This is a genomic window from Lactobacillus sp. ESL0703 (genome assembly GCF_029433435.1).
Classification (GTDB): Bacteria; Bacillota; Bacilli; order Lactobacillales; family Lactobacillaceae; genus Lactobacillus.
The window spans coordinates 94,605-113,013 of sequence record NZ_JAQTIB010000003.1 but is presented as its reverse complement, the minus strand read 5'-3'; the positions used below and the strand labels follow the sequence as shown (position 1 = coordinate 113,013).

Genomic DNA, 18,409 nt, shown 5'->3' with positions numbered 1-18,409 from the left:
GAAGCCATGAGAATGGTAGATATAATTGATAAAAAGAGAAATAAGCAAGAATTAACCGACGCTGAAATTCAATTCTTTGTTGATGGTGTTGTCAGCGGTGAAATTCCGGACTATCAGACAAGCGCGTTGTTGATGGCGATTTTCTTTAATAATATGACTGACCATGAGCGTTCAACGTTAACCCTAGATATGATGAATTCCGGCGATCATTTGGACTTGTCTGAGATTCCGGGGATTAAAGTTGATAAGCACTCAACTGGTGGTGTTGGCGACAAGGTTAGTTTGCCGCTGGCCGCAATGGTTGCAGCTGTTGGGATTCCGGTACCAATGATTTCTGGACGTGGTTTAGGTCATACTGGTGGTACGCTTGATAAGCTGGAAGCAATTCCTGGTTTCAAGGTAGAAATTAGCGAGCAAGACTTTATCGATCAAGTCAAACGCGAAAAGTTGGCAATCATTGGTGCTACAGGGAATATCGCACCTGCAGACAAGAAGATTTATGCTTTGCGGGATGTAACCGATACTGTTGATTCAATTCCGCTAATTGCCAGTTCAATTATGAGTAAAAAAATCGCATCAGGAACTGACGCGTTGGTAATTGATGTTAAAACTGGTTCTGGCGCATTTATGAAGACTCTGCCGGAGTCCGAAGAATTAGCTCATGCCTTAGTGGAAATTGGTAAGGGTGTTGGCATGAAGTGCATGGCACTGATTTCTGATATGAATCAACCGCTAGGCAATAAGGTCGGTAACACTTTAGAAATTGAAGAAACGCTTGATTTGCTCAAGGGTAATGGCCCGCAAGATTTACTTGACCTAGTCCTAACCCTTGGCAGTCACATGGTTGTCTTGGGACAAAAGGCAGAGACAGTTGAAGAAGCTCGTAAGATGCTTGAAGAAACAATTGCAGATGGTTCAGCTTTAGCTCGGTTTAAGGCAATGGTAATTGCTCAAGGCGGCGATAGCAAGGTGATCGATGATTACAGTGTTATGCCACACGCACAATTTGAAATTGAATTGCCTGCTAAACAAGATGGTTACTTAGCACAATTGTCAGCTGATGAAGTTGGAATTGCCAGCATGAAACTTGGCGGCGGTCGTGAAAAGGCCGACGACCAGCTTGACTATGGTGTTGGGATCGAATTGCATAAGAAGGTTGGCGACAAGGTCAAGAAGGGCGAATCCTTATTGACAATTCATGCCGATAGTTCAGATGTTGCTGAAGTTCAAGAGATGCTTTACAATTGCATCAAAATTGCGGATGAGGCTAAGCCTTACCAAATGATTTATGAAGTAATTGAATAATTAAAAATAGCGTAATTAGATTGCACGCCAGTCTGATTGACGCTATTTTTATTGGCAAAAAGTCTAAAAAAGTCTAAAATAAAAATCAAAGTCTAAAAAAGTCTAAAAGGAGAATTTATGATTAATCCGTTTAATCCGACTTTTGGTGATGTACCGCCAATTTTTTTGGATAAAAACAAACAGGTAAATGATTTAGTAAAATTAATTAAGGAAAGCCAATTTTCACGATCGTTTTTTGTTACCGGTGTCCGTGGTTCTGGCAAAACAGCATATTTAACACAATTAGCTAAACAATTTAAACAAGACGATAATTGTTATTATGTTGATTTACTTAATCGTAATGGGATTTTAACGAGCTTGGCACATAAGCTAGATCATCAGGTTCACTCTAAAGCAAATAGGCTATTTAACAGTATTAATTCTTTGAGTTTGGGTGGTGTATCAGTTAGTCGCGAAATTGAGGTTCCTGAAGTTGATGAGATTTTGGAAGACTTAATGTCCGAAATTAAGCAACAAGGAAAATTTGTGGTTGTCACGATTGATGAGGTAACTAATTCTAAGGCAATTCAAGATTTTGCCCAGGTTTATAATTCACTTAAGCGAGCTGAATATCCAATTTACGTTGTAATGACCGGATTGCCTGACTTTATTTTGGATATTCAAAATGAAGATAAACTGACTTTTTTGCTGCGTTCAGAAAAAATAGTGATGATGTCGTTGAACGCTGCGGATATGGTGAATACTTATCAAAAAGTTTTTGCGTGCTCCTTAACTGTTGCAAACAAAATGGCACAGATGACTAAGGGTTACTCGTATGGCTTTCAATTATTGGGTTGGCTGTATTTTGAAGAGTTAAATGGCCGTGAACCAACTATAGAAGTATTAAATGAAGTTAAAGTACAATATCAACTAAAGCTTTTTGAGAATGCTTATCAAAAGATTTTAATGGGCTTGTCGGAAAATGACCGTCAATATTTGATAAATGTTAATGACCATTGTAAGTTCAGTGATGTTGTTGCCAAAATGAAAAAGACTAAGGGTTATGTCTCACAATATCGGCGTCGAGCATTAGAGCGGCAGTTAATTACTCCAAGTGGTCATGGTTATGTTGATTATACGTTGCCATTTTTTGGTGAATATTTAAAGCAAACTCAAAATCCAGATTCGGTATATTATTTGGGCTATTAATTATAATTATTCTTAGTAAAAAACGACAGCCCCTATAAAGAGCTGTCGTTTTTTCTAGAAAAATAGTTGCTGGATTTTTTGGAATTGCTTTGCCTTGTTTAGGCTTAATAGAACAATAGTGGCAACTACTGATCCAATAATAGCAGCCCCGATAAAACGCGGGGTGTAGACGAACCAATATAGGTTATTAGAGCTGCCTGTGAACCAGACCATGACTGGGTAAGAAAGCAGCGAGCCGATAATTCCGGTGCCGATAATTTCGCCAAGACAAGCTGCCCAAATTTTGCCGGTTAATTTATAGAAAATCCCGGCTAATACTGCACCAAAGATGGCACCAGTTAAAGCCAGCGGCGGAATTCCCATGATTAACATTCTGATAATTCCGCACAAGGTTGCCATAATTGTCACGTAAACAGGCCCCAGCATGGTGGCGCCAATAATGTTGATAACACTAGACATTGGTGCCATTCCTTCCACGCGAAAGATGGGGGATAATACCACGTCTAGTGCAATCATAATTGCCAAAATAGTAAGTTTTTCTGTCTGTTTTCTCTTATTAGTCATTTCTAACTCCCTACTCCTAACAAGCGTCTACAAAAAAATCCCATTCGCACATAGCGAATGGGATTTTGCTTAATTAGCCTATCCCTTGCGCTAGTATTATCTAGATCAGGTTCATGGGTTTAATCTCAGCTTAAATAAGCACCCCATAGACTCTTGTATATTAATGTTAATTTGATTATAGACTTTCAACGATGAAAAAGAAAGCACAAATTCTATTTTCTTATAGTTTCATTTGATTATATGATGTAACTTTTCTTTGCTTATCAGTCATTGTCATCATGGTAATTGACGCATTACGTGGACCGCAGCTGACGTCGAAATCGCCAAAGCGGTCGGCAATACTGCGAATAGTAAAGCCGTGAGTTACCAATAAAATGTTTTCGGCACCATCAAGCTGACTGATTAGGTCAAAGCCCTGGTCAAGGCGGTGCCAATATTCCTTGGCATTTTCCGCATCATGAAACGGATCAGCTTCCTTAATCCAGTCGGTTGCCGTATCAATTGATTCGTTCTTGAACAGATCATAGTGGGTCTTATAGCCGTGCGGTCCGCCAATCATTTGCCAGGCCATGTCGGTATCCATTCCTTCGAAGTAGCCGTAAAAATGTTCGCGGAACAGCGGAGTTGCAAGATGTTGGATTTCGTCGCGGTTAACATTGTGCTTAATGATAATGTCGCAGGTATCACTTGCTCGCTTCAAGTCGCTAGAGATGGCAATGTCAAAGGGAACATTTTTAAGTGTTTCGCCCGCTTTATCAGCACCAGCAATGCCGTCTTCAGTTAATGGGGTATCACACCAGCCCTGCATCTTGTTGTAACGGTTAATATAAGTTTGTCCGTGACGGACAATGTAAATTCGCTTCATTTTTAAACTCCTTATTTTAATTATTTTTCATGATAAATTTGTTTAACTTTTGCGACATCTTGTGGCTCAATTGGGTAAATAGAGCCCGCGGGATACATGACGGACTTGCCTTTATTGTGATTGAGCCCGATGGCGTGTCCCAATTCGTGTTCAACAGTATTGACAATTCGCTGATAAGTATAATAATATATAAAATTCTGCAGATAATAAACATTTAATTGGATTTTTGCCTTACTAAGCAATTTAGTCTTGGGATTATAGGTAATGCTTGCTTGCCCAGCGGCATCTGTGTCGGGGTCAAACATCGGCTCAATTGTAATCTGTGCATTTTTCTTCTTATTAGTCTCAGTAAAAGTAAAACTGCCAGTATCATTCCAAGCACTAATGGCATCTTGAGCGGCTTGAGTTAATTGCTGGTTATCCGCCAAATCAAGATAAACTTTGGCGGAATTTTTTGACCAGTGGCAATTTTTGCCTGCATTTTTAGCAGTTTTTTCGCGATGTGTCTTAGCTAAGACGACATGGCTGGGTGTATTAGCAGGACTGATAGCCGGGATATACACGCTGCCTAGAGAAATCCCAGCGACTAATGCACAAGATAATTTACGTAAAAAGTGTAAAATCTTTTTCATAATAAAAACCATCTCCAATATAAAAAATTATAGAAGCAAATTGCTTAATTTTCACTAGTTTTTAATAATCTTAGTAAAAGAGTTTTAAGAATTATATATTAAGTTCGTTTCATGTTAAAATAGTATGCAAGTTTTGAAGAACAGGTGACTTTATGACAAAAGCGATGGATGAAAAACAGTTTGAACAGAAGCATCTCGACGCTATCTTAAAAATGATTAAGGAGCGGCGGGGAGAATTAACTGCGGCAATTAAGTCAGCTGAAGGTGAAGCGCGGAACCTCAATTCGCACTTCTTTGATGATGTCCGCTTAGATTATGATGGTTATTCCACCTCAATGGAAACGGCGCTCTCGATCCACCAGCAGCAGCAACTGCTTGATGAACGTGAGAATGCTTGGCAGCATTCTGCTAAGCAGTTAGGAACGGTTCAACGACTGGAAAAGAAACCGTATTTTGCCCGGGTGGATTTTAAAGAAGGCAATGAAAAACCGGAAACAATTTATATTGGTTTGGGTTCATTTGCGGACAAGGACAACCACTTCTTAATTTATGATTGGCGGGCACCAATTTCTTCAATTTATTATGACGGCAAGCTAGGGCAGGTTTCATATCTGTCGCCGGATGGTGAAATTACCGTTGATATGACGAAGAAGCGGCAATTCATGATTGAAGATGGTCAAATTGTAAACATGTTTGACACCAATGAATCAATCGGTGACCAAATGCTCTTAGAGGTGCTGGGTGAAAAGTCCAGCACCCAGATGAAATCAATTGTAACGACAATTCAGCGTGAGCAAAATAAAATCATTAGAAACACTAGCGCTGATTTGCTGTTTGTCCAAGGAGCCGCGGGGTCAGGGAAGACATCAGCGATTCTGCAGCGGATTGCCTACCTGCTTTACCGGTATCGGGGCAACTTGACCAGCAGCGACGTGATTATGTTTAGTCCTAACCAATTGTTTAATGACTATATTAAAAATGTGCTGCCGGAAATGGGCGAGCAAAATATGGTTCAAATGACTTATTGGCAGTTCGTGGCGCGGCGGTTGCCAGGGATGGACGTAGAAAACCTGTTTGACCAGTTTGAGGATCAGACTGCTGATACAGCAATTGGTAAATTTAAGGATTCTACTGCTTTCTTTAAGCTGGTAACGCGTTATGCCAAGCATTTGAACAAGCAGGGAGTTGTCTTTAAGGATATCTTTTTCCGGAATAAGAAGCGGCCATTCTTTGCTAAAGAAAAGATTAACGAGCTTTACTATTCATATAATTCTAATTATAATTTAAATAATCGGATTGACGCAACGCGTGAAGAACTGATTAAGATGCTTAACCGCAAGATTAACGCGGAAACTAAGAAGCCTTGGGTGTCAGAAGCCATTGAAAGTTTGAGTAAGGAACAATTAAATGCCCTTTATGACCGTCCAGACCAAGAATTTGAATCAGAAGAAAAAGAAGAAAAGTTCTTGGGCCGCAAGATTGTAGTTAAGGCCTTGGACAAGGTTTACCAGCAGATTCGCCGTAATAATTTTATTAATATGCGGGCGCAATATTTGAGCTTTTTGCGGGCAGTGCCGAAAATGACTGACCTGAATAAGTGGCAGATTAGTGCTAGTGATTGGGCTAAGCACGTTGAGGATGTGAAGGCCAGCTTTAAAAAGCATTATATCCACATGAATGACGTTTCGGCTTATTTATATCTGTATGATTTAATTACCGGTCGGCACGTTAATTATGAGATGCGTTATGCCTTTATTGATGAAATTCAGGATTACACGGCGTTTCAATTGTGTTATTTGAAGTATAACTTCCCGCGGGCCAAGTTTACGATGCTCGGCGACTTGAACCAAGCGATTTTTACTAAAGATGAGAGCCGCAGCCTGTTAAAGCAGATTAGTGGGTTGTTTGACCCAGAGAAGACGACCGTGGTGCAATTAACCAAGTCCTACCGGTCAACTAAGCAATTGACCGACTTTACCAAGCAAGTTTTACGACAAGGCGAAAAGATTGAGTCCTTTAATCGTCAAGGTCCTAAGCCTGTCTTCTGGAAACGTGAGAATGATGATGCGGCAATTGCCGTTTTAGAGCAGGTTCTAACAGATAATACTGCTGGCAAAATGACCACGGCAATTATTACTAAAGATCTGGCAAGTGCCAAGTTTGTCAGCCAAAAATTGCAAGATGACGGCGTTAAGGCAACATTAATTGCGACTGCCAACCAGCGACTAGTTGAGGGTACATTAGTTGTTCCGTCGTACTTAGCTAAGGGATTGGAATTTGATGCGGTTGTTATGTGGGATGCTTCTAAGGCTAGCTACAATCAGGCAGACGAAATTCAACTGGTCTACACAATTACTTCACGCGCAATGTACAAGCTCGATTTGATTTATACGGGAGAAAAGAGCCCGTTACTCGCGGTTGACCCGCAGACGTATGAGGAAAAATAGGAGGCAGTGCTGATGGCGCAGGAAAAATTTACTTTTAAAAAGATTGACGAGATGTCCGGTCGCGAAATGTTTTGTATCGCCCGCTTGCGGATCAATACTTTTGTAACCGAACAAGAAATCACGGTACCAGAATTGGACGATGAAGATTTGACTGCTATCCAGGTTTACTTGTTAAATGAGGATCAGACCATGGCATTAGCTGTTTGTCGGATTTTTCAAGAAGATGGTAAGTGGATGTTGGGTCGGGTCGCCGTTGCCAAGGCAGCTCGCGGTCAAAAGCTAGGTAGTAAAATGATGGCGCAAGTCCACGCTTACTTAAAAGAGCACGGTGCCGACCGCTTGTATTGTCACGCGCAGTGGCAGGCTAAGCCATTTTATGATTATTTGGGCTACAAGATCCAGGGCGAGCCGTTTGATGAGGCTGGCATTAAGCATACAATGATGTATTACGAACTATAATAATTAAAAAACTCACGTTAGTTACGTGAGTTTTTGTTTGCCTATTTTTCTTTAATTGCGCTAGCTACTAGATTAATTAAAACCTCGTTACCTAAGTCAGAAAAGTGTTGCCCATCTGTTTGATAGTAGGACTCAATCTGCGGCAGTTTACTAAAGTCAGCAATTAAATCAATAAAGGGAATGTTGTGTTCGAGAGCCGCCTGTTGTGCAACCTTGTTATAGCGGTCCAAAGTCTCCTGCGTGTAATATTGCATAATTGTCTTATTTCTTGGGTTAGGATAAGCTGGCCCAACAAGAATTATGCGGCTAGCACCAATTGTCGTAATCATTTTTTGTAAATTTTGGGCGTAAAGATTGCTTGGCAACCCCCAAGTAGCAGCCGAATCGTTAGTGCCAAATTCCAAGACAACAAGGTCGGCATCGTCATCAATTAGCGGCAGTCGCATCAAGCCGTCAGCGGTCGTGGCGCCGCTTTGGGAAAAATTGGTTACGTGGAAGTTGCTACCAAGAGCTTTTTGTAAACCAGCAGTGATTAAGTTAGTGTCGCGTCCATTACGGTACCCGTTAAATAACGAGTCGCCAAATAAAGTTATATTTTTCATTTAGTTCTCTTTTCGTTTTTTATTAAAGCCAAAACATTTTGGTGTTAATATTTATTTACTTTATAATATAAGAAAACGAATTGAAGGACAATTAAATGAAAAATTATTTGCAGTTTAATCGGGACCAGTGGGCATCATTTTCCGCGGGCGACCAGGTTAAAATTAGTCAGGATGAATTGACAAAGATTAAGTCCCTAGGCGATGTGGTCAATTTGACAGATGTCCGCGAAATTTACGGCAGCTTGATTAAGTATTTGTATTTAGTTTACCAGGAAAAAAGTGCCCTGCAGAACCAGCAGCGTGAATTTTTACACGAAAATGTGGCAGCAGCTCCCTTTATTATTGGCATTTCAGGGTCGGTAGCTGTAGGTAAGTCAACAACCGCGCGGTTATTGCAGGTATTATTAAGTCGGACTTATCCAGACCTAAAAGTGCACTTAATGACAACCGACGGCTTTATTTATTCCAATCAGGAATTGAAGCGGCGGAATTTGTTTGAGCGCAAGGGTTTCCCCGAAAGCTACAACATGAATTTGTTGACCAACTTTTTGCAGGATGTGATGTCTGGCAAGGAGGATATTGTCTATCCGCTGTATTCGCAGGAGTTGAGCGATATTGTGCCGGGGCAATATGGTCATGTTAAGCAGCCAGATATTTTAATTATCGAGGGGATTAACACGCTGCAATTGCCGACCAATGGTCAGATTGTTACCAGCGACTTTTTTGATTTTTCGATTTATATTGATGCTGCGGAAGAATTAATTGAAGAATGGTTCATGCAGCGCTTTGTTCGGGTATTAGAGCTGAACAAAAACAACCCAAATAATTTTTATTACGAAATGGCTAATGGTCCAAGAGAAGATGCCCTGCAGTTAGCTCAAGAGACGTGGCAGATGGTTAACTTAGTTAATTTGCGTGAGTATATTGCGCCGACTAAGCAGCGGGCAAGTTTGATTTTGCATAAAACTGAGGGACATTTAATCGATCAAATCTACCTGAGACACTTTTAATTTGCTATACTAAGGTCATGAAGATTTATTTATTATTGATTAAAAAATTCACGTTACCTCCAGCGTGAATGACTTTGAATTTAGGCATTAAAAATTTTAAAAATTTAAAGGAGTATAAACATGGTACAAGCAATTAACTTAAAAAAGGGTATGGTTTTTAGCCAAGACGGCAAATTAATTCGGGTATTAAAGGCCAACCACCACAAACCCGGCAAGGGCAATACGGTAATGCAAATGGATCTGCGTAACGTTGAAAGCGGCGCAGTTGTTCATAAGACAATGCGGCCAACAGAAAAAGTTGATTTGGTCGACATTACCAAGAAAAAAGCCCAATATCTATATAATGAAGGTGACACTTATACCTTTATGGACAATGAAACTTACGAGCAATACGAAGTTTCCGGTGACCAATTGGGCGACGACAAGCTTTACTTAATTCCAAATATTGAAATTCAATTGGAATTTGCCAATGGCAGTAAATTACTAGGGGTTGAACTGCCGTCAACAGTTGTGATGAAGGTTGCTCAGACCGAACCCGGAATTAAGGGTGCAACTGTTACTGGCTCAGGTAAGCCAGCGACAATGGAAACTGGCTTGGTTGTTCAAGTGCCAGACTTTATTACTGAAGGTGAAGACTTAGTAATCAACACAGATGGTGGTGTTTACAAGTCAAGAGCTGAAGGCAATAAGTAACATAATGTGAGTTTTAAGCTGCAGCTTAATTGGCTGCGGCTTTTTCTGTGCGTAAATTTTTGTAATTGACATTGGTTGCGGTAAAATATCTAGGTGTTGTTATTAAAAACGCTTGCAGTTGCGCATAGCTGCAGGGGTTTAATAATGGGTTATTGCTCTTTGAGGCATACCATTAGCTAAGTATTTTTAGCATACTTTCTAATAGCTTGTTTCAGGGAGTTTTTTTATGGGAGGAAAATTGTGTTTGGATTTTTAAAGAAGAAAAAGCCAGAGTTTGAAGTGACTGCACCAATAGCAGGAGTAGTTACTGACCTGAGTACGGTCGATGACCCGGTTTTTTCACAAAAGTTAATGGGTGATGGCTTTGCAATTAAGTTGGCAGCTGATGCGGATACGGTTAGTGCCCCAGTTGCTGGTGAAATTGTGTCATTACCAGAATCAAAGCATGCAATTGGATTAGTAACGCCAGCTGGCGATGAAATTTTAATCCATATTGGGATTGATACAGTTAATCTTAACGGTGCAGGATTTACGGCTCTGATTGAACAAGGCGATAGCGTTGAACAAGGACAAGAATTAATTAAGCTTGATCGGCAAAAGTTAGCCGCAAACAATGCTGACTTGACCACGATGGTGATTTTTACCAAATTAGCACCAGCCAATCAAAATTGGACAAAGACGAAGGACTTTGGCACGCAAATTGCCAGTCAAGACATACTTGTTAAGCAAAACCAGTAATTATTTAGCTTACTTAACATCAAAGGAGAATTAAATGAGTAAGGATTACCGAGAAATGGCGAAGCAGCTTGACCAAGCTGTTGGCGGCAGCAGCAATGTTGCCAGCGTTACACATTGTATGACGCGGTTGCGGTTCAATTTGAAGGATATGAATGTTCCTAAGGACGACGAAGTTAAGAAGATTGGCGGCGTACTTGGCGTTGCCCGTTCAGGCGGCCAATACCAAATCGTGATTGGTCAGACGGTTAATGAAGTTTATGATGCCGTTGTTGCAGAAGGCAACTTGACTTCTGCTGCACCAGTTAATGAGAATTTAGACCAAGCAGCTGCTAATAAACCAGAGAAGCGGACTTGGAAATCTGTTGGTAATGCAATCTTAAATAAAATTGCCGGCAGTTTAACCCCGCTAATTCCAATGTTAATTGCGGCTTCAATGTTTAAAATGCTGGTTGCTGTCTTAGGACCAACAATGTTGAACGTGATTTCAGTTCACAGCGATTTATACCAATTATTTACTTTTGTTGGGGATGCAGGGTTTTACTTCTTCCCGATAGCAATTGGTTATACTGCTGCTAAGCAGTTCAATACATCACCGATTTTGGGGATTTTCTTGGGCGCAATTATGCTGGATCCAGGTTTAGTTAAGATTGTGGCTGCTGGAAAACCATTTACGGTTTATGGTCTGCCAATGCATTTGACTAATTATGCCAGCACAGTGGTGCCAATCCTGTTATCTGTCTGGATTATGTCATATATTGAACGCTTCTTTAACAAGCACATTACTGCTTCACTGAGAACGATTTTTGCCCCAACCTTAACAATTGCCATTATGTTGCCGCTGGCACTCTGCATCTTAGGGCCTTTGGGCGGATTCTTAGGTGAATATGTTTCTAAGGGAATTATTTCCTTTGGTCAATTAGGCGGTATTGCAGCTATTATTGGTGTCGGTCTAATTGGTGCCTTCTGGGAATTGCTCGTCATGACGGGGATGCACTTAGTCTTAATTAGTGCGATGATTACGATTGTTGCTCAGACAGGACACGATAACTTTATTTTACTCGGTTCAATTGCAGCCAGTATGGCAGTTGCCGGCATGAGTTTGGGTGCCAGCTTACGTTTAAAGGATAAGAAAGAAAAATCCTTGGCATTCAGCTACTTCATTGCTAACTTAATCGGTGGTGTTACCGAACCAGCATTATATGGTTTAGCAATTAAGTATCGTCGCCCATTTATCGGCATGATGCTTGGTGGTTTTGCTGGTGGTATTTATGCGGCAATAACTCACGTATCAGCTTATGTAGTTGTACCAGTTGCTAACTTTATGTGCCTAAGCGGTTATGTTGGCGGCTCAACGACTAACTTGATTAACGGGATAATTAGTGGTGTCATTGCATTATTAGTTGCCGCAATTGCAACTTACATTATTGGAGTTGAACCAAAGACTAAGAATTAAGAAGGGAGCACATTGATGCACAACTTGATTATTCGCGCTGATGACTTGGGTTATTCCAAGGGTGTCAACTATGGTATTTATGAAGCAGTAAAAAACGGCATCATCAACAATGTTGGGGTCATGGTTAACATGGCTGATACTGTTCACGGCTTGGATTTGTTAAAAGGTTTTGATTTTGATTTAGGGATGCACACGGTAATTTGTGCAGGCCGGCCAATTACTGATCCTAAACTAATTCCGAGTTTGGTGACTGCCGATGGTTCTTTTAAACCGTCAAAGGTATATCGCCAGGCTGACCATGACTTAGTTAATTTGGACGAAGTAGTCATGGAAATTGAAGCTCAGTACCAACGCTTTTTGGAACTGACGAATAAGAAACCTGATTACTTTGAAGCACATGCGGTCTACAGTAACAACTTGCTTAAAGGATTGGCGATTGTAGCTGAGAAGCATGACTTGCCGCTGTTGCCATTTGATTTGGAGCTAGATCCAGTCAAATTTAAGAAGCAAACGACAATTACGACTTTCATGGATAGCATGAAGCCGAATTATGATCCTTACCGTACTTTTGCACATGCTGTTGATTTTGCGGTGGAAAGTTCTGCTGATGACGTGCCAATGATGGTTTGCCATCCCGGATTTTTAGACCAAAGTATTATGCAGCAATCAAGTTTGACAATTCCGCGTACCCAAGAAGTAGCCTTCTTGTGTGATCCGCAATTGCCAGACCAGCTTGCCGAAAAGCAAATTCACTTGGTTCGTTACACAGAATTGAGTTAATAAAAAAGCTATAACTTGTTATGAGTTATAGCTTTTTTGGTTATTTAATTTAATGACATACTTTACATGGGGTATAGCCCAATCTTTTTGCACGACTAAGCGAAATTTTCTTAATATGACCCTTAGACCTTCTTAAAGTTGGACAAGAACGTGAGGTGTGGTACTTTTTCCCAGATTTTGTAGCGATATAAACGGTGTAGGTTTGGCGATTAGATCTTGCAGTAGCTCTGTGATTAGCTGCTTTGACAATTGTTGTGCGATTAGATTGCGCGATATGAGTGGAGTTAGCAGAACTAATTGCACCACTGCCTAATGCGCAGATAGTTAGAATAGTGGTAAGTGCTGTTAGCAATTTTTGATAAAACTTTTTCATGATACTGTCCTTTTAACAATAATTTTAAGTAAATATTTTTTATTTAAATACAGTTTAGCACTTTTGTAGTGAAAACTAGAATCACTAATTGACAGTTGAAAAAGTCGACATCAAAAAAGCCTAGCCGAATTAATGACTAAGCTTTGATTTTGTTAATTCATGTAGTCAATGTCTTCTTTAGGGTTGACCTTGAATTCTTTGTAATCTGTTTCTTGTAATAATTCCGGAGTTAAGCGCACGCAGCGAATCCGTTGGTTATTGTAAGTTGAGTAGTAGTAGCTTCTGGATTCGGCACAGATATAGGCACTATAACAAGTGTAATCAAAGGTGTCGTTGGGTGTAACAACAATTCCGCGAGGAATGCTGACAGGTTCAAGCATGTGGTGAGCAAGGCTGACAGCAGCAGTTTCATCAGCTGGCTGCTCGACGTTGTTCTTCATGAAGGCAGTTCTAACAAAGCGAGAAACAGGAGTGTAATCACCTGGCAAGCCGAAGGTACCAGAACCCTGACTGAATGGCTTTAATGTTTTACCTAAGAAGTTAACATCGTCATGTTGCTTAGGTGTTACTGATAAGTAGTTCCGCAAGTTAGTTTCGTGCCAGCGGTAATCAGGACTATTGGTCATGACACCAATTGAATCTTTGATGATATGAACGCCATCTTCTTCGGGTTCAACGATTAGGCTGGCACCAGTTGTGTCTGAGAAGATAAAGTGCAGCGGTGAGACAGCTTTAAGCGTTGGGTTGGCATCATTAACAATGGTGATTTGCTTTTGGAAAAGCTCGGCCACTTCATCTAAGTTGGCAGCTTGTGACAAAATTACAGAAATCACTTTGTCAGGTGAGACTGCCCAAGTACCAGCTTGTGCCTTTTCATGGTAGCTGGCATAACCAGGGAAGTACAGGGTCGCACCCATAAGTCCCTTGTCGTTAACACCGTCAAAAGTTACTGGGGCATTGTCGTATTCCTGGATTTCTCCTAAGCCAATAAAGGCTCTCTTGCTAGTGATTTCTTGCTCAACACTGTAAGCAACTTTGAAAGTTTTCTTGATAGGTGTGTAAACGACTTGTTCAGCCATTTCCATCATAAAGTCCATTGTTCGTGACAAAAAGTGCTTTTTGTCCTTAGTTTCTAGTGTAAAACTACTGCAACCAATCATTGGTTTTCCTCCGTAAATTAAAATATTATGTTTCTAAGATTATAAGAAACGATTATAGGAGTTTTAGTAAGATGATTCAAGAAGATGAAACTAATAATTGCTGTTAATTGTTTTCTTTGATTGCGCGGTTAATTTTACTGATTTGCTTTTTTGCTTTAAGCATTGAAGTATACCAAATAATGGCGTAAACAATGACAAAGACGAGGGTATAAAGACTGAGCCACAAGAAGTTTAGCGGGAACCAACCGGCTAAAATTGCCAGAGGTGTAAACAAGCAGAAGGTCACAATGAAGTGAATAACCGTTTGCTTGGTAATGCTCCACTTCTCTTGCATGAAGATAAGAGCAGAAGCCCCACCTAGAAAGCCCATCATGGCCCAGAGAATTGTTGAGATTAAAGTTGCTAAAGTAACAGAAGAAAATCTGTGTAAGAACGGTGGATTTGATGGCATAAAGTAGTTTGTTTGGTCAATAAGATTGCAGCACAGGGCAATAACAAAGCCAATAGCAATGCCTGAGAGAATACCTGAACAACCATAACGGATAATTTTTTTAAATAATTTCATTGTAAAAATTCCTTTCTTAACTTTTGCATATATCTTCTTGAGGTAAAAGTTGTTTCGCCAGTGGTTAAATTAACCTGATAGCAGCCAGTCTTGGTTAAGGATAGACTGTCAATACTTGCAAGACTAACAATTTCAGAGCTGGAAATCTGAATAAACGTATTTGGCGGCAAACTGTTATTTAATTCATATATTCTTGGCTTTATGCGGTAAGTCTGACCGTCTGCTTCACAGACAACATATTTATTTTGAGTGTAAAAGCGGGTAATTTCATAAAGGGGAATCATTTTGATTTGGTTATTTCTACTTCCTTGAATTTGCCAGTCGTTAACTAGATGCCTGATGGAACAGGCCATCTTTTCTAGCTTAGTGGTTTTCTTATCCGTATTGATGGCAATCCAAGTTGGCTGAAACTGGGGATTTATGTTAAATTTTACGAGCATTGCATTACTTCCTTTCTGTTGATATTTTAAATATATTCGCTTTTTGCTTAAATTGCTATCTCTTGAGGATAAACGGGTCTTTTAGCAGGATAAGTGGTTAATGGGCTTTTAAAAATTCTTGACATTAACGTAAAATGAGATAAACTTAGGATAATTTATTGGAGAAAGGAAATAATTATGATTCAATCGTTCACATTAAACCTGAATAAGAGTTGGCAAAGCCAGCAGGATTGATCGTAATCGTCTTGAACGGATACGATCTGGCAAACAGTTTGTATCCGTGCTGACTACTTTTAACTTGACGAAGTTTGTTTGCATGGTAAAACGTGCAGCAGGCTTTGTGTCCTTAGGGCAGACCAGAGCAAGTGCTGGTTTGCCTTTTTTTGTTGTCAAAAAGCCCTGATTTAACAAAAACTAAGGAGAAAAAATGAAACGAATGCTCGCATTTATCAGTGCCATTCTACTGTTTTTGGGAGTTGACTTGGCGATAGCTCCTAGAACTGCTAGTCAAACAGCATCTAAATCAGAGGTCGTCCATGTCGGCATCCTGCAGATGATGACCCACCCAGCACTTGACCAAATTCATCACGGGGTAGTCGCAGGACTAAAAGAAGAGGGATTAACTACCGGCAAAAATTTAAAAATTGATTTTCTAAATGCTCAAGGAGACCAAAGCAATTTAAAAACAATGTCCCAGCAGCTGGCTAATAAAGATTCACTCTTAGTGGGAATTTCGACACCGGCGGCGCAGGCTCTAGCCAATAGTGCTCCGAAAACAACGCCAATTATTTTGGCAGGAATTTCGACACCAGCAGCCAGTGGTTTAGTCAAAAGTGAGGCGCATCCCGGCGGCAATATCACAGGGACTTCTGGTCTTAATCCAGTTTCTAAACAATTTGCTTTGCTGCACGCAATTATGCCACGGGCTAAGAAAATCGGTATCATCTATACTTCATCGGATCATGGCGGGCAGACCAATGCTCAAGCATTTGCACAAGTTGTTAAAAGAGCAGGTTTGATCCCAAAAATGTATACCATTGCCAACACCAATGATCTTCAGCAAGTAGCTAGTCAGATGGTAAGCCAAGTTGACGCGATTTATGCCCCGCAAGATAATGGCGTGGCTTCGGCAATGAAGACACTGGTAAATGTTGCTAACAATGCCAATATTCCGATCTTTCCGTGTGCAGAGACGATGATGCCTGATGGCGGTCTCGCATCTTACGTTATTAGTCAGAAAGAGATGGGCAGAATTGCGGGTGTGATGGCTGCCAAAGTCTTGCGCGGCAAGAATCCGGCAACTTATCCGGTTGCCACAGTCAAAAGCGGCTACTACATGATAAATGAAAAGGAAATGCGTAAATTACATATTAAAATTCCAGCAGCGATTGTTCGTGCTGCTAGACAAAATGGGAAGGTGATCGAATGAATTTAATAACTTCAAGCATTGGGCAAGGATTGTTATGGGCTCTACTAGGGATTGCCTTGTTTTTAACATTCCGCATACTGAATTTTGCAGATATGACGGTTGAAGGAACATTCCCGTTAGGCGCGGCTATTACGGTAACGGCAATTACTAAGGGAGTATCGCCGCTCGTTGCCACACTTCTAGGATTTTTAGGCGGTGCGGCTGGCGGTTTAATTACTGGACTGCTCTATACCAAAGGCAATATTCCAATTCTGCTGGCAGGGATCTTGGTAATGACGGGCTGTCTGTCAGTTAACTTGCGGATTATGGGTGGTTCTAACGTCTCACTACTAGGGCAAAAGACCTTTTTCTCAGCTAAAATCTTCCAAACTCTTCCGCGGTACTTCGACAGTGTATTAATTGGCGGCGGGACAATTATTCTAATTACTATTTTGATTGCCCTATTTTTAGAAACTGATTTAGGGCAAGCCTTCATTGTAACGGGTGATAACCAGATGATGGCGCGGTCACTAGGGATTAATACCGATAATATGACAATTTTAGGATTGACCTTGTCTAACGGCTTGGTTGGTCTGGCTGGTGCGTTAATTGCGCAAAATAATGGTTATGCAGATACCAATATGGGCATTGGAATTATCGTAATTGCCTTAGCTTCAATTATTATTGGTGAGGTCGTCTTTGGCTATTTAACGCTTAATCAGCGGTTAATTGCCGTTATCCTAGGTAGTATTATTTATCGGTTTGTCTTGTTGATTGTTTTGCAATTAGGCTTTTCAACTAATGACCTTAACCTGATTTCGGCTATTATTTTGGCAGTTTGTCTAATGCTGCCGAAATTGCGGCACGCGTTAAAGTTGGATGGGATTTTACGTAAAGGAGTGAGCCAAAATGGAAAGTAAACAGGCAGTTTTGACTTTAGATAAAGTGACAACCGTTGTTAACCAGCACACGCCGGCAGAAGCAAAAATTTTACGTGATTTGACATTGACGATTAATCAAGGCGATTTTATTACCATTGTGGGTGCTAATGGTGCCGGTAAATCAACGCTTTTTAACACGATTAGTGGGTTAATTACTCCCACATCAGGAAGAATACTGCATCAGGGACAGGAAATTACCCACCAATCAGTTGAAAAAAGGACCAGCTTTATCAGTCGCGTTTTTCAAGATCCTAAGATGGGAACGGCACCGCGAATGACGGTTGCGGAAAATATTCTGCTCGCTAAAAAGCGGGGCGAGCGGCGCGGATTACACTTGCGCAGGTTGGCGGCTCATCGGGAAGAACTGCGTGAAATCGCAGCTCAGATGGGTAATTCGCTGGCTGATAAGTTGGACACGCCAACTGAACACCTGTCAGGTGGTCAAAGGCAGACGTTAAGCTTCTTAATGGCGACGATTAAGCGCCCAGATATTCTTTTATTAGATGAACATACGGCTGCGCTAGACCCCAAAACTAGTCGGCAGTTAATGGCTCAAACCAGTCAGATTGTGACCGATCAAAAGTTAACCTGCTTAATGATTACCCACAGCATGGAAGATGCGCTTAAATATGGCAATCGACTGCTGGTTTTACGCTCGGGTCAAGTGGTAGCTGACCTTGACAATGAGCAAAAGGCAAAGCTGAATTTGGACGAACTAATGACCGCTTTTAGTGATAATGACGATTAATTATGAAAAAACTGTGATTTTTCCGCAATATATTTGTA

20 protein-coding genes and 1 riboswitch are annotated in these 18,409 nt (G+C 40.7%); of the genes, 12 read left to right on the top strand and 8 right to left on the bottom strand.

All coding sequences use genetic code 11. The features are described 5' to 3' along the window. Window positions 1–6 precede the first annotated feature (6 nt). Both PT278_RS05565 and PT278_RS05560 read left to right on the top strand, forming a co-directional pair. On the top strand, window positions 7–1,305 hold the full coding sequence (locus PT278_RS05565; protein WP_277130860.1) for a pyrimidine-nucleoside phosphorylase: 1,299 nt from the start codon (window positions 7–9) through the stop codon (window positions 1,303–1,305). A 117-nt stretch (window positions 1,306–1,422) separates the two neighbouring features. Next, window positions 1,423–2,493 carry an ATP-binding protein gene (locus PT278_RS05560; protein WP_277130859.1) on the top strand — a complete coding sequence of 357 codons (1,071 nt, stop codon included), beginning with the start codon at window positions 1,423–1,425 and terminating at the stop codon, window positions 2,491–2,493. 54 nt (window positions 2,494–2,547) lie between these two features. On the opposite strand, the gene thiW is transcribed toward PT278_RS05560, so the two are convergent. The 3 genes from thiW to PT278_RS05545 all read right to left on the bottom strand — a co-directional run bounded on the left by thiW (window position 2,548) and on the right by PT278_RS05545 (window position 4,554). Further along, entirely contained in the window at window positions 2,548–3,057 is a 510-nt protein-coding gene (gene thiW, locus PT278_RS05555; RefSeq protein WP_277130857.1) for an energy coupling factor transporter S component ThiW, read from the bottom strand. Between the two features lie 64 nt (window positions 3,058–3,121). After that, window positions 3,122–3,213: riboswitch (TPP riboswitch) on the bottom strand. A 64-nt stretch (window positions 3,214–3,277) separates the two neighbouring features. After that, the gene (locus PT278_RS05550; protein WP_277130855.1) at window positions 3,278–3,922 is read right to left on the bottom strand and encodes a histidine phosphatase family protein; all 645 of its coding nucleotides are present in this window, start codon (window positions 3,920–3,922) and stop codon (window positions 3,278–3,280) included. 20 nt (window positions 3,923–3,942) lie between these two features. Next, entirely contained in the window at window positions 3,943–4,554 is a 612-nt protein-coding gene (locus PT278_RS05545) for a matrixin family metalloprotease (RefSeq protein ID WP_277130853.1), read from the bottom strand. Window positions 4,555–4,706: 152 nt separating this feature from the next. Between PT278_RS05545 and helD the strand changes: the two genes are divergently transcribed. Together helD and PT278_RS05535 are read left to right on the top strand one after the other, a co-directional pair. Continuing rightward, complete coding sequence (gene helD, locus PT278_RS05540) at window positions 4,707–7,001, top strand: RNA polymerase recycling motor HelD (protein ID WP_277130851.1); 2,295 nt, start codon at window positions 4,707–4,709, stop codon at window positions 6,999–7,001. A gap of 12 nt (window positions 7,002–7,013) precedes the next feature. Continuing rightward, on the top strand, window positions 7,014–7,460 hold the full coding sequence (locus tag PT278_RS05535) for a GNAT family N-acetyltransferase (protein WP_277130849.1): 447 nt from the start codon (window positions 7,014–7,016) through the stop codon (window positions 7,458–7,460). 41 nt (window positions 7,461–7,501) lie between these two features. On the opposite strand, the gene PT278_RS05530 is transcribed toward PT278_RS05535, so the two are convergent. Further along, a complete protein-coding gene (locus tag PT278_RS05530) occupies window positions 7,502–8,062 on the bottom strand; it encodes a GDSL-type esterase/lipase family protein (protein ID WP_277130847.1) in 561 nt (186 codons plus the stop codon). Between the two features lie 95 nt (window positions 8,063–8,157). Here PT278_RS05530 and coaA point away from each other — a divergent pair, with 95 nt between their 5' ends. The 5 genes from coaA (at window position 8,158) to PT278_RS05505 (ending at window position 12,736) form a co-directional block, all read left to right on the top strand. Further along, entirely contained in the window at window positions 8,158–9,072 is a 915-nt protein-coding gene (gene coaA / locus PT278_RS05525; RefSeq protein WP_277130845.1) for a type I pantothenate kinase, read from the top strand. 120 nt (window positions 9,073–9,192) lie between these two features. Next, window positions 9,193–9,765, top strand: a complete 573-nt coding sequence (efp, locus tag PT278_RS05520; protein ID WP_277130843.1) for an elongation factor P — start codon at window positions 9,193–9,195, stop codon at window positions 9,763–9,765. 240 nt (window positions 9,766–10,005) lie between these two features. Next, a complete protein-coding gene (locus PT278_RS05515) occupies window positions 10,006–10,503 on the top strand; it encodes a PTS glucose transporter subunit IIA (RefSeq protein ID WP_277130842.1) in 498 nt (165 codons plus the stop codon). Window positions 10,504–10,537: 34 nt separating this feature from the next. Continuing rightward, window positions 10,538–11,956, top strand: coding sequence for a PTS transporter subunit EIIC (locus tag PT278_RS05510; RefSeq protein WP_277130841.1), 1,419 nt, complete (start codon window positions 10,538–10,540; stop codon window positions 11,954–11,956). A gap of 15 nt (window positions 11,957–11,971) precedes the next feature. Next, the gene (locus tag PT278_RS05505; RefSeq protein WP_277130839.1) at window positions 11,972–12,736 is read left to right on the top strand and encodes a ChbG/HpnK family deacetylase; all 765 of its coding nucleotides are present in this window, start codon (window positions 11,972–11,974) and stop codon (window positions 12,734–12,736) included. Between the two features lie 49 nt (window positions 12,737–12,785). Here the strand turns inward: PT278_RS05505 and PT278_RS05500 are convergent, their stop codons facing one another. The 4 genes from PT278_RS05500 to PT278_RS05485 all read right to left on the bottom strand — a co-directional run bounded on the left by PT278_RS05500 (window position 12,786) and on the right by PT278_RS05485 (window position 15,274). After that, window positions 12,786–13,109: a hypothetical protein gene (locus PT278_RS05500; RefSeq protein WP_277130837.1), complete on the bottom strand. Its 324-nt coding sequence runs from the start codon at window positions 13,107–13,109 to the stop codon at window positions 12,786–12,788. Between the two features lie 152 nt (window positions 13,110–13,261). Then, on the bottom strand, window positions 13,262–14,269 hold the full coding sequence (locus PT278_RS05495; RefSeq protein WP_277130835.1) for a choloylglycine hydrolase family protein: 1,008 nt from the start codon (window positions 14,267–14,269) through the stop codon (window positions 13,262–13,264). Between the two features lie 103 nt (window positions 14,270–14,372). Then, complete coding sequence (locus tag PT278_RS05490; protein ID WP_277130833.1) at window positions 14,373–14,834, bottom strand: DUF3021 domain-containing protein; 462 nt, start codon at window positions 14,832–14,834, stop codon at window positions 14,373–14,375. After that, a complete protein-coding gene (locus PT278_RS05485; protein ID WP_277130831.1) occupies window positions 14,831–15,274 on the bottom strand; it encodes a LytTR family DNA-binding domain-containing protein in 444 nt (147 codons plus the stop codon). The genes PT278_RS05490 and PT278_RS05485 overlap by 4 nt, the downstream gene beginning before the upstream one ends. 427 nt (window positions 15,275–15,701) lie before the next feature. Between PT278_RS05485 and trpX the strand changes: the two genes are divergently transcribed. Genes trpX through PT278_RS05470 form a run of 3 tightly spaced genes read left to right on the top strand, consistent with a single transcriptional unit; the run spans window position 15,702 to window position 18,371 of the window. Next, a complete protein-coding gene (trpX, locus tag PT278_RS05480) occupies window positions 15,702–16,703 on the top strand; it encodes a tryptophan ABC transporter substrate-binding protein (protein ID WP_277130829.1) in 1,002 nt (333 codons plus the stop codon). After that, entirely contained in the window at window positions 16,700–17,602 is a 903-nt protein-coding gene (locus PT278_RS05475; RefSeq protein ID WP_277130827.1) for an ABC transporter permease, read from the top strand. Before trpX ends, PT278_RS05475 begins: the two co-directional genes overlap by 4 nt. Continuing rightward, on the top strand, window positions 17,592–18,371 hold the full coding sequence (locus tag PT278_RS05470) for an ATP-binding cassette domain-containing protein (RefSeq protein ID WP_277130826.1): 780 nt from the start codon (window positions 17,592–17,594) through the stop codon (window positions 18,369–18,371). The genes PT278_RS05475 and PT278_RS05470 overlap by 11 nt, the downstream gene beginning before the upstream one ends. Window positions 18,372–18,409 lie beyond the last annotated feature (38 nt).